This is a genomic window from Paraburkholderia sp. GW821-FHT02A12, assembly GCF_059422005.1.
This window is the reverse complement of sequence record NZ_JBWKWA010000001.1, coordinates 2622280-2634627: the sequence shown is the minus strand read 5'-3', so window position 1 is coordinate 2634627 and position 12348 is coordinate 2622280. Positions and strand designations below refer to the sequence as shown.

Sequence of the window (12348 nt, the reverse complement as noted above, 5' to 3'; positions counted from 1 at the left end):
TATGGAAGCGGCAGGAATCAGTACGTCTTTACAAGGTGATGTGACGGTAACGGCGCATTTTTTTGGTGGCAAGCATAGACGCGGCTCGAGTGAACGCCGGGCTCCCGTTTATAACCCCGCGACCGGCGACATTGCTTCGTACGTCGCACTTGCCTCACAAAGCGACGTCGACGCCGCGGTGACTGCGGCCGCGTCGGCATTCCCGGCATGGGCGGCGATGCCCCCTCTCAAGCGTGCCCGCATCATGTTCCGTTTCAAGGAACTGATCGAACGCAACGTCGACCGGCTCGCTGCGACGATTACAGCAGAGCACGGCAAGGTTCTGTCCGATGAAAAGGCCGTCACGCAACGCTGGCTAGGCGGTCGCGCACAGGGCGCAGAGTTTGCAATGCCGACGATGTAGGTCCGACCGTCCCCGATTGAAAAGACGAAGCATCGCGGCATACGACGGTGCGGGCGACGGCTTTTACATAACAAACGACCATGGTTATGGAGACACAATGAAGAAGGCATTTTTTAGTGTACTGATCGGTGCATGTTCATTCACTGTTGCAACAGCGCAGGCACAAAGCTCGGTGACGCTTTACGGCGTCGCGGATGCTGGCTTCGATTTTCTCAGCCAGGTGCAGACGGGGACCGGCACGACTGCGTCGCGTTTGCGCGCTGAAAGTAGCGACTTTGGGGCGAGCCGGTTCGGGTTGCTCGGCAAGGAGGACCTGGGCGGGGGGCTGGCAGTCATTTTCAATCTCGAATCGGGTACGAACCTGATGTCGGGAAATGCCGGCAGCAGCGGAGGGCGCCTCTTTAGCCGGAAGGCGTTGGTCGGGCTCAACAGCGAACAGTACGGGCGGCTTCAGATGGGACGCAATCTGTTCATTGCGAATGATCAGTGGGACGCGGACCCGATGGTGCAGCAGGCCTATTCGTCCACCGCACTCGTACGAAGCCGCAATGTGCCGATCACAAGCAACAACATTGAATATCAGTCGCCTTCCATTAACGGTTTCAGTGCGCATTTGCAGTATGCGCTCGGCAATCAGCCCGGCGCATTTAATCACGGAGCCGCCGACGAAGCCGGTCGTAGCGACGGGGTGCAACTGACCTACCGGAGCGCGTTGTTCATGCTGCGGGGCATGTACGACGAATTACGGGACCCGAACGGGCGCATGAGCAATGTCTTCGCCAGCTCACGGGAATTCTTTGTTGGCGCCAACCTGTATCTGGATGCGCTCACGCTGCAGACTGCCTACACGCATCTCAGCGCGCCGGACACACCTGCCGGTCTTGCGCGCAGCGCGGATCACTACTGGTTTGGCGGGCAGTATCGGCCGACGCCGGCGCTGACGCTCAGCGGCGCTGTGTACTACATCCATGTCGGGTCTGGTGCGGGAGACGCGACACACGATCCGTCCGGCCACGCAACGATGTTCGCGACGGGTGCAACGTACAGCCTGTCGAAGCGCACGCTCCTGTATGCGACGGTTGCGCACGTGCGCAACGCGAGCGGGTCGAATTTTTCTGTGGTGAACAACAACCCCGGTCTGAATAACGACAATCTCGACAACCCCTTGCCCGGGCGTTCGCAGACCGGCGGTTATATCGGCATCAACCACTCGTTCTAACAAAGTGTGTTGATGTCACGCGCTATTTACCGCTCTTGCCCACGGGCAAGAGCTTCATTTCGACGAAACCCATAAAACGGGAGAATACGATGATTGACATTGCTTTGTTCGGAGCCGGCCGCATCGGCAAGATTCATGCAGCGAACCTTGTACGTCAGGCGGGCGTGCGGCTCAAGTATGTGGTCGACATGCACGCGCCTTCGGCACAGGCGCTCGCGCAGATGCACGGCGCGAAAGTGACGGACGTCGAAGGCGCGCTGGGTGATCCTTCGATCGGCGCAGTTGTCATCGCGTCGAGCACGAATACGCATGCGGATCTGATTATCAAGGCGGCGAACGCAGGGAAAGCCGTGTTCTGCGAAAAGCCGGTGGACTTGACGGTCGAACGTTCACGTGAGAGTGCAGCGGCGGTTGCGCGCAATGGTGTGATCTGCATGATCGGCTTTCAGCGCCGTTTCGATCCGACGTTCGCGGCGCTCAAGACGCGCATCGAGCGCGGCGAGATCGGCGATCCAGAAATGCTGATCATCACGAGCCGCGATCCAGGGGCGCCGCCTGTCGAATACATCAAGAGTTCGGGCGGCATTTTCAAGGACATGCTGATCCACGATCTGGATGTGTTTCGCTGGATCCTGGGCGACGAGGCGCAAACGCTTCACGCCACCGGCAGTTGCCTGACCGATCCGGCTGTTCAGGATGCGGGCGATATCGATTCGACCGCGGTGACGATTCGCACCCGGCGCGGGCTCCTGTGCCAGATCAATACGTCGCGGCGGGCAGCCTATGGCTACGATCAGCGCTTCGAAGTGCTCGGCAGCAAGGGCATGTTGCAGGCGGGCAATGTGCGGCCGACCGAAGTGACCGGCTGGTCGGCAAGTGCTGTGTCGATCGATGTACCGCAGCCGTTTTTTCTCGAGCGCTATCGGCAGGCCTACGCTGCGGAGATGGCAAATTTTGTCGCGGCGCTAACCACAGGCACACCTGTGCGTACGACAATCGACGATGGCGTCAAGGCACTCGAGTTGGCTCAACTCGCTACGCTTTCGTGGCAAAGGAAAGGCGAGACACTTCAGGTCGAGTCTGGGAGTGGAGCGTAGCGCCTTTCTGACGTGGCATATCGGCATCCTCTTAAGCGCGGGAGTGCGTTCCCGCGTACATCATCTTTGGACGTCAGATTGCTGGTTCATGGCCTGTTGCTCACGCTCATCCGTGAAGGGCGGTTGCAGTGGCTTGCAGGCCGCTCGCGGTAGAGTGCGTACGGATTTTCGACATCGCGCCAAATTTCTAATCCGAAGATTTTTGCCTTGCCGCGTTGCGTAGAGTGCACGCAATTCTGGTACTCCGTGACTTAAGCGGGGGACGCTACCGCCAGAAACCGCGCCAGGCGATTCCACATTTCCACGGGATTTGAATACATGGGGAAATGCCCGCTGTGCGAGATTTCCGCCAGTTCCACGCCATGACCCTGAAGATGGGACAGATATGAGAGCGTAGCGTTCTGCTCGCCATACATGAACATCCGCGGGAACGGCAACGACAGGAATTTCGTCATCAGGTCCCCGTGGTCGGACAACTCGACCATGGATCTGAAGATGCCGCGCACCGCTTCGGCACGGACCTTGTGACGCAAGCTCGTCGCATAGAGCGGACACGAATAGAACGACGAATGCCACGTCCGTTCTATGAAGTCGTTGAAGAATTCCTCCGCGCTTTCCGCCGGATATTCGATGACCTGTCGGCTCAGGAAACAGTCCTCGGGCGCCACGTTGCCCTCGATGTCGGTAAGGCTCAGCACGCGCTGAGATATGTCATGAGCCAGCATGAGGGCGGTGAGGCCTCCCATCGAATGCCCGACGAGATGGAACCTGTCGATTCCGAAGCGATCAAGCACAGCCGTCGCGGTCGCTACGAGGAAAGGGATCGACACTTTCGATAGATCGCCGCAGTTCGTTGCTCCGCAGCCGGGTGCATCGTATGCGATAACCGGATGCATGTCGAAAGCCGGATGGTGAACGATATCGGCGTAATCCTCTTTGGTTGAACCGAAGCCGTGCAGGAACAGGACGGGCGCCAGGGTACCCGCTCGGAGCATCATGGAGAGATCGACCTCGACGCCCTGCACGCTCAGTGTCAGGTTTTCTTTCGCAAGCTCACCCGGCAACGGCATGATTTTCCTCACTGAGCGATTGGCAGAAGCGCGTGATCGCGCGGCATGCGTCGATCAGTGCGTCGTCATCGAGTGCATAAGCGATCCGGATGTATGGGCCGAGCCCAAAGGCACTGCCTTGCACGACGGCGACGCCGGCTTCGTCCAGTATTGCGCCTGCTACGTCTTCATCGGTATCGAGGCGTGTTCCAGCGGGCGTGACGCGGCCAATCAATCCCTTGCACGAGGAAAACGCATAAAAGGCGCCGCCGGGTAGGGCACACCTGAGACCGGGAGCCTGATTGAGCAGCTTCACCATCAGGTCGCGCCGCTGCTCGAAGACTGAACGCGATTCGGAGATGAACTGTTGCGGACCGGTGAGCGCAGCCAGCGCGGCATGCTGGGAAATCGCGCTCGCTCCTGAGGTCTGCTGTCCCTGAAGCTTCTCCATTGCGTCGAGCAGCCAGCGAGGCCCGGTACCGAAGCCGATGCGCCAGCCCGTCATCGCATAGGCCTTGGAGACGCCATTCATCGTCAGCGTGCGTGACATCAGGCGAGGCTCAACCTGAGCGATCGTATGGAAAGTCGCGCCGTCGAAAATCAGGTGTTCGTAGATGTCATCCGAGAGGATGAGCACATGCGGATGCGCCAGCAGCACTTCGGCAAGCGCTGCCAGTTCCTCTCGACTGTAGACCGCGCCGGTCGGATTCGACGGCGAGTTAAGGATCAGCCAACGCGTGCGAGGTCCGATCGCCCTTGCCAATGCCTCTGCTGTCAGTTTGAAACCGGTCTCGCTGCCGCATGTGACGATGATCGGGCGTGCACCGCACAACTGAACCATCTCCGGGTAGCTGACCCAGTACGGTGCGGGAACGATGACTTCATCCCCTTCGTTAAGCGTCGCAGCCAGCGCGTTGTAGATGACCTGCTTGCCGCCGCTGCAGATGATGGTGTCCTGCCAGCTGACGTCGAGTCCGTTCTCGCGCTGGAACTTCGCGGCCACGGCCTCACGTAGCGGTCGCATGCCGGCCACCTGCGTATAGCGCGTATGTCCGGCGCGCATCGCTTCGATGGCCGCGTCGCAGATGTGGACCGGCGTGTCGAAGTCCGGCTCGCCTGCACTCAGCGAGACGATCCGCGCACCCGAAGCGCGTTTCGCAGCGACGCGATCCATCATGCGATAGGTTGCCGAAGGTTGCGCCTTAGCGAGGTGCACGTTCAGGCGTTGCAGATCCACCGTCATAACGCTTTTCTCCACTGCGTCAGACCCATCAGTTCTAGCGTGCTCGCGCCTTCGGTGAGCTGTTGCATCATCGTCGCTTCCTTCGCTGCGCGCGCTTCTCCGGCAGTGAGAGTGCGCTCCGCTTCGGCGGCAGGAATAACGATAACGCCGTCGTCATCGGCCACCACCAGATCGCCCTGAGCGACGGGTACGCCGGTGAACATCGTGTGCTGGCCGACCGACGGTGCGCTGGCCTTGACCGTCCCGCGCACCGAGATCCCCCGCGCGAACACAGGAAAACGCCGCGCGGTCATGGCGGCAACGTCTCTCACACCGCCGTCGATGACCAGGCCCACCACGCCCGCAGCCTCAGCCGCTACCGTGAGCACTTCGCCCCAGTAGCCCGCTACGAAATTGCTGGTGCCGACTACCAGCACGCTACCGCGGGGCACGCGTTCCATGGCGATGTGAATCGCCAGGTTGTCCCCGGGCGAGCAAACCAGCGGATACGCTGGGGCCGCGATGAAAGCGCCGGGCCAGATCGTCCGCACCAGGGGATCGACGGCGCACGGCAGGCCCGATGCCTCGTAGAGCGTGGCGCTGCCCAACGCTCGCGCGCGCTGGGCGAAGTCTGCGGGCAAAGCCAGTGCTGAAGTGTGGGTGCTCATGACGCCTTCCGTTGCAGTGTGTGGTAACCGAGCGCTTCACGTGCTTCCCCAAGTGTCTTGCCCTGAGCAATCTGCGCGCGGATATCCGCTTCGACGGCTTCGATCTGTCGGGCCGTGGCGGCCACCTCGCGCGCCCGCTCGCGCGGGACGACGACGACACCGTTGGCGTCGGCGACGACGATGTCGCGGGCGCCAACCCGTGCCGTGCCGATGGACACGGGGACATTGACGGCCTCAACCTGAACGCGGTCTTTACCGGTGCGCATGTAGCGTCCTTTGGTGAACAGGGGATAACCGTCGCCCAGTGCTTTCGTCACGTCGCGACACACGCCGTCGATGACCGTACCGGCGATCTTGCGAGCCCCCGCGTACTGGGTCATGATGTCGCCCCACACCGTGCAGTCGGTCCGACCGCCGTTATCGATCACAACGACATCGCCTTGCGCGACATCGTCGATAAAGTCGCCGACTGTGCCAGCGGGCGTGCTCGCCGGAACATACTTCACCGTGAATGCCGGACCGACGACCACGCCCGCGTAGTTATCCAGCGGTGCGACGCCGAGGCACTGGCCGGGCAGTCCCAGCTTGTCTAACGCGTCCGATACGCCGGGTGTATCAAGCCCGGCGAACAGGGCAACCAGTTCCTGATCCTCGTGATTCATGACTTGCTCCCTTCCTTGATAGCCTCAAATTCCTTGTCGTGCATGACCTCGGCGACTGATCGACCGGTGCGCACGGCCTGTACCATGCCGTCCTGCCGCCGGGTGATGCGTTCGCCCAGTTCGACGACCTCTTCGATGCGCGCGGCCGGGACAAATACAGTGCCGCAACGGTCGGCGATGACATAGTCGTCTTCATGGACGAGCACGCCGGCAACGCTGACGGGCTCGCTCGATGAAACCTGAATGACCCGATTGCGCGCACTGATCATGGTTACACCGCGCCCAAAAACCGGATAGCCGATCGATTCGCTGCCTTCGATATCGCGGCTCATGCCGTCGATCACGGAACCACGAATGCGCTTGAATTGCGCTGCATTCGCAAGAATGTCGCCCCAGCACGAAATTCCGTCGATGCCGCCGGCGATAACCAGAATGCGGTCGTCTGACTGGATCTGTGCGATGACGGGAGAAATGAGGTGGACTGTCGGTCTAGCGTCCGTCTTCGGTCCGAGTTGGATAGTGCTGGCTCGGCCGACGATCTTCGGGCAATCCCACAGGGGACGCAGGCCGAACTTCGCGCCGGGAAGACCAAGGAAGTCCAGTGCGTCGGACACCGTATTGGTGTCGAGCGCGGCAAAACGGTCAAGCAGGGAGGTTGGAGTCACGGCCGTGCAGGGAACTGGTTGCGATACCGTACTTTCGCGCCTAAAGTTCGATATGTATATTCCGAATACCGGAAGCCATCAATACGTCAAACCTATCAAGCTATCATGATCAACTTCCGGCTTATTCGTCATTTGTGGCTCTTCCTGGCCGTGGCCGAGGAGCAGCACTTCGGGCGTGCTGCACGGCGCCTGGATATGTCCCAGCCGCCGCTGACCGAGCAGATCCAGGCACTCGAACAGGCGTTGAAGGTGAAGCTGTTCGAGCGGTCCCGGCGCGGAACACAACTTACCCCGATTGGGGCTGCGATCCTGCCGGCGGTGCGCAAGTTCGCGGAGCAACTCGAGCGACTTGAGTTTGCGGTGCGTGAGGCCGTTGCCGGCCGAAGCGGCGTCCTGACCATCGGCGCGATTTCGTCAGCGATGCTGGATGTGCTGCCGCCGCTCATCGGGAGGCTAAAGTCCGAGTATCCGCAACTCACGGTATCGGTAAGGGAGATCGACAGTGTCGAAGCTATTCCCCAACTCGAGTCGGGTGACATTGACCTGGCTTTTGCGAGACTGGAGGGCGAACTCGGCGGGAACATTGAGTCACTTCCGCTGGCACAGGACCGCCTGGTGGTGGCCATGCCGCGCAATCATGCAATGGCTAGCAGTTCACGGATCAGGCTGGCCTCGCTCGCAGACGAAGATTTCGTGATGTTTTCGCGCCAGGTCAGCCCGGTGCACTTCGACAGTCTGGTGGCGTCTTGCCGGGTCAACGGGTTCTCTCCCCGAATCCTGCATGAAGTGCGCTCGGTGGCTTCCCAGGTTGCGTTTGTGGGCTGCGGTCAGGGCATTGCGCTCGTGCCGGCTTCGTTGAAGAAACTGGCACCCGAGAACGTTGTGTTTCGTCCGCTCAAGGAAAACGTGAGCGTAGTGACCACCGCTCTGGCCTGGAGCACTGCTCGTGACAACCCGCTGATAAACGCGGTTGTTGCCGTATTAAGTAGCACGGTGGCCAGGCCGAGGGGGCGTAGGCTGTTGCGCTAGAGCCGCTGGATTGAGTCGCCCGCCTGCCACATCTCGGGATTTCCGTAGAGAGGTTCCTGCCGTATCGGTAAAACCCTCTTGAGCCTTCGGGGCGAAGTTCTTTCGACCTGACCGCCATGCCTGTTCCAGACGAATACCACTGGGAGCCCTAGGACGAGCCTATGGCGGGCAAAGCTAACTCGTATTTGCGCCAGAGCGCTGCCGGGGTTCCAATGCAGCCTGACCAATGCGGTTAACCACCGATAAATACTTTGAGGGCCGTCAAACGCCATCCGGCGTGCCGCTTTTCATCTGTAGAACGACCTGAACGTTCTCGTGCCACGGCATGTGCGAAGCAGTGCGACGACGAACATGGAGTAGACAATGAAGATCCTTGTACCAGTCAAGAGAGTGTTCGATTACAACGTGAAAGTCCGGGTGAAATCGGACGGCACGGGCGTCGACATCGCGAACGTGAAGATGTCGATGAATCCGTTCGACGAAATCGCGGTTGAAGAAGCCGTTCGTCTGCGCGAAGCGGGCGTGGCGACTGAAGTGATTGCCGTGTCGGCAGGTGTGACGCAAGCGCAGGAAACGCTGCGCACGGCGCTCGCGATCGGCGCGGACCGCGCGATCCTGATCGAGTCGGGCGAAGAACTGCAGCCGCTGGCGGTGGCCAAGCTGCTGAAAGCGCTGGTCGACAGGGAACAGCCTTCATTGATCATTCTTGGCAAACAGGCGATCGACGACGATTCGAACCAGACCGGCCAGATGCTGGCTGCACTGGCAAACCTGCCGCAGGCCACGTTTGCCTCGAAGGTTGTCGTCGCTGGCGGCAAGGCTACGGTGTCGCGCGAAGTCGACGGCGGTGCGGAAACGCTGTCGCTGAGCTTGCCGGCTGTGATCACGACCGACCTGCGCCTGAACGAGCCGCGCTACGTGACGCTGCCGAACATCATGAAGGCGAAGAAGAAGCCGCTGGAAACGATCAGGCCGGAAGACCTCGGCGTTGATGTGACGCCGCGCCTGAAGACGCTGAAAGTCGCCGAGCCGCCGAAGCGCTCCGCCGGTGTGATGGTGCCGGATGTGAAGACGCTGGTCGAGAAGCTGAAGACCGAAGCCAAGGTGCTTTAAGTAACACGCGGAGACGGAACAAATGACGAATCTGGTAATAGCGGAACACAACGCCCCGACGACCGAAGGAAGCCCCCGTGGGGAGGAAGCCCCCTTGGGGGGCAACGCGTCGATCAAGGCCGCGACGCTGAACACGATTGCAGCGGCGCAGAAGATCGGCGGCGATATTCACGTGCTGGTGGCAGGTCACAACGCGCAGGCCGCAGCGGATGCGGCCGCGAAGATTGCAGGCGTGAGCAAAGTGTTGCTGGCCGACGCGCCGCAACTCGCAGCGGGCCTGGCGGAAAACATCGAGGCGACGGTGCTGAACATCGCGAAAGATTACTCGCACATCCTCGCGCCGGCCACCGCCTACGGCAAGAACATCGCCCCGCGTATCGCCGCGAAGCTCGACGTCGCACAGATCAGCGACATCACCGCAGTGGTTTCCGCCGACACGTTCGAACGCCCGATCTACGCCGGTAACGCGATCGCAACGGTTCAATCGGCTGATCCGATCAAGGTCATCACGGTGCGCACGACCGGTTTCGACGCGGTCGCGGCCGTTGGCGGCAGCGCAACGGTCGAAAAGATCGAAGCCGCGGCAGACGCAGGCATTTCGCAGTTCGTGAGCCGTGAAGTGACGAAGCTGGACCGTCCGGAACTGACCTCGGCGAAGATCATCGTGTCGGGCGGTCGCGGTCTGGGCAACGGCGAGAACTACACGAAGGTGCTGGAGCCGCTGGCCGACAAGCTGAACGCAGCGCTGGGCGCCTCGCGTGCGGCGGTCGACGCGGGCTTCGTGCCGAACGACTATCAGGTCGGCCAGACCGGCAAGATCGTCGCGCCGCAACTGTACGTGGCCGTCGGCATCTCGGGGGCGATCCAGCATCTGGCAGGCATGAAGGACTCGAAGGTCATCGTCGCTATCAACAAGGACCCGGAAGCGCCGATTTTCAGCGTTGCCGACTATGGCCTGGAGGGCGATCTGTTCACGGTCGTGCCGGAACTGGCCGTTGCCATCTGATGCAAGCGCATCCCACCTCGCTCTATGAGAACTGAGATGTCAGATTTCAACAGGCCGCAACATCGGTCGTTTCTATTTGTACCAGGTAGCCAGCCGGATCGCTTCGCCAAGGCGCTCGCAAGTGGCGCAGACGCGGTCGTTGTCGATCTGGAGGATGCCGTTGCGCCGGGTGCCAAGGCGCAAGCCCGTCGCGCTGTGACAGAGTGGGTAAGCCCAGAGCGGCCGGTTCTCATCCGGGTCAACGCACGGAATACGCCGTGGTTTGCCGAAGATGCACAACTGTTAAAGCTGCGTGGTGTCGCAGGCGTGATCTTGCCCAAGGCGGAAAGTGCGTCAGATGTCGTGGCCTTGATTTCAGCGACCCGTACAAAGACTCCCGTATTCCCATTGATCGAAACGGCTCAGGGAATGTGGAATGCGCTGGAAATCGCGAAGGCTCCCTTCGTTCGACAACTGATGTTCGGGACGCTCGATTTTATTGCGGACATGGCGATGGCTTCCGACGGCCACGAACTGGATACCTTCCGCGCACAGTTGGTCATGATTTCGCGGATTGCCGGGATTCTGCCGCCCGTGGACGGCGTGACGCCGAGTATCGACGATTCCGAGCGTCTGACTGCCGAGACGACGAAAGGAAAACGATGGGGTTTCGGCGGAAAGCTGTGCATCCATCCCAGACAGATAGCGGTGGTCAACGCTTGCTATACACCATCCGACTCAGAAATCGCCTGGGCACAACGTGTACTGGATGAATCCGCAAAGGCAAACGGCGCTGCGGTTTCTGTTGACGGAAAAATGGTCGACCGGCCAGTGGTCCTGCACGCGAAGCGTGTCATGAATCTGGCTCACGGGTGACGTCATACCAGTCGGCACTTAACCTTCACGGATACGACATTGAGGTCGTTCTGGTTGCCGGCTGTGTGGGCGATGTCAATATTTTTTGTTAGTTCTGGTGCCGGATTCGTACGGCAGTCTCAATATCGGCACCGGGCTCGATCGTTTGTTCGGCATCGTGTTCGGGATGCTGTTGCTCAAGCCGGTCAGGCTCACCTTGACGCCGCGTCGCCAGTTTGTTCGAGCGCGAATAATTGCGGACTGAGTGGCAATAAACGGGATTCCATAGGTGTATCCTATGGCGACCCACAATGAGTCGCATTGCTATGGACGTCCGGCAGCTTCGCTATTTCGTCAGTATTGTTGATTACGGCAGCCTCGGAAAAGCGGCTGAGAAGCTTTTCGTCGCTCAGCCCTCGCTCAGCCAGCAAATGGCGCGCCTCGAGGAGGAACTGGGCGTGCCGCTTTTGTTGCGCAGCAACCATGGCGTCACGCCGACGTCTGCCGGAGACGCCATGTATCGTCACGCGCGGCTCGTCTTGCGCCAGATGGAGCAGCTCAAACAGGAGGTAACCAAAGGCGCCGGTGCCGAGTCCGGCACGGTGGCGGTGGGTCTTCCCACGACCATGGCGTCAGTGTTGGCGGTGCCGCTATTCGAGCGGATTCAGGCAATCTTTCCGGGGATCAGGCTGCAGTTCTTCGAGAGCATGAGCGGCTACCTCAACGAGCTGCTAGCCAACGGCCGCCTGGATCTCGCCATTCTGTTTCGCGAGTCCGACACGCCGGGGATTACAGCTATGCCCGTGCTCGATGAGGCACTGTATCTGCTGGGTGAACCCGGCGGTGAAGTATCGGCCCGGTCAACCACGTGTGCGCTCGCCAGGCTTTCGGGCGTGCCGCTTGTGGCGCCGGGGGTAACCAATGGACTGCGTCTGTTGCTTGAGCGTACCTTTTCGCGCGAAAACGTCGATCTGAATATCATCGCCGACATCGATTCGTTGCCGACGCTGATAGCGATTGCCCATTCGGGAAAGGCCTGCACGATTCTGCCTGCCTCGGCCGTCGCGCAATGGGATTCAGCCCGCCTACCCAGGATGCGGCGCATCGTCGAGCCGGGCATCGAGCGTCCGGCGAGCATCTGCTGGCCGAACGGCTTGCCTCTTCATTCCGCGACGCTGGCGGTGCGTCAGACAATGATCGAAATCATTTCAGAGCAGGTCGCGCAGGAAATGTGGAGGGGAGTGACCCTGCGCGATATCCGTTGAATGCATCGGACGGACCTAGATCGTCACCGGACCTCGCGCAGTACATCAATGATGATTCCGTCGCGATACTGCTGTAATGCAACGACGCGTGAATCGCCGTCCGCGCAAGAACGTAG

13 protein-coding genes are annotated in these 12348 nt (G+C 60.5%); 8 read left to right on the top strand and 5 right to left on the bottom strand.

What is annotated here, in order from left to right; genetic code table 11:
* Position 1: 1 nt before the first annotated feature.
* From AC07WT_RS11970 to iolG, 3 genes are all read left to right on the top strand, one after another.
* Positions 2-403, top strand: a complete 402-nt coding sequence (locus AC07WT_RS11970; RefSeq protein ID WP_494947249.1) for an aldehyde dehydrogenase family protein — start codon at positions 2-4, stop codon at positions 401-403.
* Positions 404-500: 97 nt separating this feature from the next.
* Positions 501-1622 (top strand): porin, encoded by a 1122-nt coding sequence (locus tag AC07WT_RS11965; protein ID WP_494947248.1) that lies wholly within the window; start codon positions 501-503, stop codon positions 1620-1622.
* A gap of 89 nt (positions 1623-1711) precedes the next feature.
* Positions 1712-2719, top strand: a complete 1008-nt coding sequence (gene iolG, locus AC07WT_RS11960; RefSeq protein ID WP_494947247.1) for an inositol 2-dehydrogenase — start codon at positions 1712-1714, stop codon at positions 2717-2719.
* A gap of 251 nt (positions 2720-2970) precedes the next feature.
* Here the strand turns inward: iolG and AC07WT_RS11955 are convergent, their stop codons facing one another.
* From AC07WT_RS11955 to AC07WT_RS11935, 5 genes are read right to left on the bottom strand one after another with little or no spacing between them, the layout of a single operon-like run.
* Positions 2971-3789 (bottom strand): alpha/beta fold hydrolase, encoded by an 819-nt coding sequence (locus tag AC07WT_RS11955; RefSeq protein WP_494947246.1) that lies wholly within the window; start codon positions 3787-3789, stop codon positions 2971-2973.
* Positions 3773-5011 (bottom strand): pyridoxal phosphate-dependent aminotransferase, encoded by a 1239-nt coding sequence (locus tag AC07WT_RS11950; RefSeq protein ID WP_494947245.1) that lies wholly within the window; start codon positions 5009-5011, stop codon positions 3773-3775. Before AC07WT_RS11950 ends, AC07WT_RS11955 begins: the two co-directional genes overlap by 17 nt.
* On the bottom strand, positions 5008-5658 hold the full coding sequence (locus AC07WT_RS11945) for an RraA family protein (RefSeq protein ID WP_494947244.1): 651 nt from the start codon (positions 5656-5658) through the stop codon (positions 5008-5010). The genes AC07WT_RS11950 and AC07WT_RS11945 overlap by 4 nt, the downstream gene beginning before the upstream one ends.
* A complete protein-coding gene (locus tag AC07WT_RS11940; protein WP_494947243.1) occupies positions 5655-6320 on the bottom strand; it encodes an RraA family protein in 666 nt (221 codons plus the stop codon). The genes AC07WT_RS11945 and AC07WT_RS11940 overlap by 4 nt, the downstream gene beginning before the upstream one ends.
* A complete protein-coding gene (locus AC07WT_RS11935; RefSeq protein ID WP_494947242.1) occupies positions 6317-6985 on the bottom strand; it encodes an RraA family protein in 669 nt (222 codons plus the stop codon). The genes AC07WT_RS11940 and AC07WT_RS11935 overlap by 4 nt, the downstream gene beginning before the upstream one ends.
* A 105-nt stretch (positions 6986-7090) precedes the next feature.
* Between AC07WT_RS11935 and AC07WT_RS11930 the strand changes: the two genes are divergently transcribed.
* The 5 genes from AC07WT_RS11930 to AC07WT_RS11910 all read left to right on the top strand — a co-directional run bounded on the left by AC07WT_RS11930 (position 7091) and on the right by AC07WT_RS11910 (position 12232).
* Positions 7091-8014 carry a LysR family transcriptional regulator gene (locus AC07WT_RS11930; protein ID WP_494947241.1) on the top strand — a complete coding sequence of 308 codons (924 nt, stop codon included), beginning with the start codon at positions 7091-7093 and terminating at the stop codon, positions 8012-8014.
* Positions 8015-8377: 363 nt separating this feature from the next.
* Entirely contained in the window at positions 8378-9127 is a 750-nt protein-coding gene (locus AC07WT_RS11925; RefSeq protein ID WP_494947240.1) for an electron transfer flavoprotein subunit beta/FixA family protein, read from the top strand.
* A gap of 22 nt (positions 9128-9149) precedes the next feature.
* The gene (locus tag AC07WT_RS11920; RefSeq protein ID WP_494947239.1) at positions 9150-10133 is read left to right on the top strand and encodes an electron transfer flavoprotein subunit alpha/FixB family protein; all 984 of its coding nucleotides are present in this window, start codon (positions 9150-9152) and stop codon (positions 10131-10133) included.
* Between the two features lie 36 nt (positions 10134-10169).
* Positions 10170-10988: an HpcH/HpaI aldolase/citrate lyase family protein gene (locus tag AC07WT_RS11915; RefSeq protein WP_494947238.1), complete on the top strand. Its 819-nt coding sequence runs from the start codon at positions 10170-10172 to the stop codon at positions 10986-10988.
* 305 nt (positions 10989-11293) lie between these two features.
* A complete protein-coding gene (locus AC07WT_RS11910; RefSeq protein ID WP_492591675.1) occupies positions 11294-12232 on the top strand; it encodes a LysR substrate-binding domain-containing protein in 939 nt (312 codons plus the stop codon).
* The last annotated feature ends 116 nt before the right edge of the window (positions 12233-12348 follow it).

Bases quoted from the DNA above. Each gene is read 5' to 3' on its own strand.
- AC07WT_RS11940 (WP_494947243.1), bottom strand. From the start codon at position 6,320: ATGAATCACGAGGATCAGGAACTGGTTGCCCTGTTCGCCGGGCTTGAT.
- AC07WT_RS11945 (WP_494947244.1), bottom strand. From the start codon at position 5,658: ATGAGCACCCACACTTCAGCACTGGCTTTGCCCGCAGACTTCGCCCAG.
- AC07WT_RS11955 (WP_494947246.1), bottom strand. From the start codon at position 3,789: ATGCCGTTGCCGGGTGAGCTTGCGAAAGAAAACCTGACACTGAGCGTG.
- AC07WT_RS11965 (WP_494947248.1), top strand. From the start codon at position 501: ATGAAGAAGGCATTTTTTAGTGTACTGATCGGTGCATGTTCATTCACT.
- AC07WT_RS11950 (WP_494947245.1), bottom strand. From the start codon at position 5,011: ATGACGGTGGATCTGCAACGCCTGAACGTGCACCTCGCTAAGGCGCAA.
- AC07WT_RS11910 (WP_492591675.1), top strand. From the start codon at position 11,294: ATGGACGTCCGGCAGCTTCGCTATTTCGTCAGTATTGTTGATTACGGC.
- AC07WT_RS11930 (WP_494947241.1), top strand. From the start codon at position 7,091: ATGATCAACTTCCGGCTTATTCGTCATTTGTGGCTCTTCCTGGCCGTG.
- AC07WT_RS11925 (WP_494947240.1), top strand. From the start codon at position 8,378: ATGAAGATCCTTGTACCAGTCAAGAGAGTGTTCGATTACAACGTGAAA.
- AC07WT_RS11920 (WP_494947239.1), top strand. From the start codon at position 9,150: ATGACGAATCTGGTAATAGCGGAACACAACGCCCCGACGACCGAAGGA.
- iolG (WP_494947247.1), top strand. From the start codon at position 1,712: ATGATTGACATTGCTTTGTTCGGAGCCGGCCGCATCGGCAAGATTCAT.
- AC07WT_RS11970 (WP_494947249.1), top strand. From the start codon at position 2: ATGGAAGCGGCAGGAATCAGTACGTCTTTACAAGGTGATGTGACGGTA.
- AC07WT_RS11915 (WP_494947238.1), top strand. From the start codon at position 10,170: ATGTCAGATTTCAACAGGCCGCAACATCGGTCGTTTCTATTTGTACCA.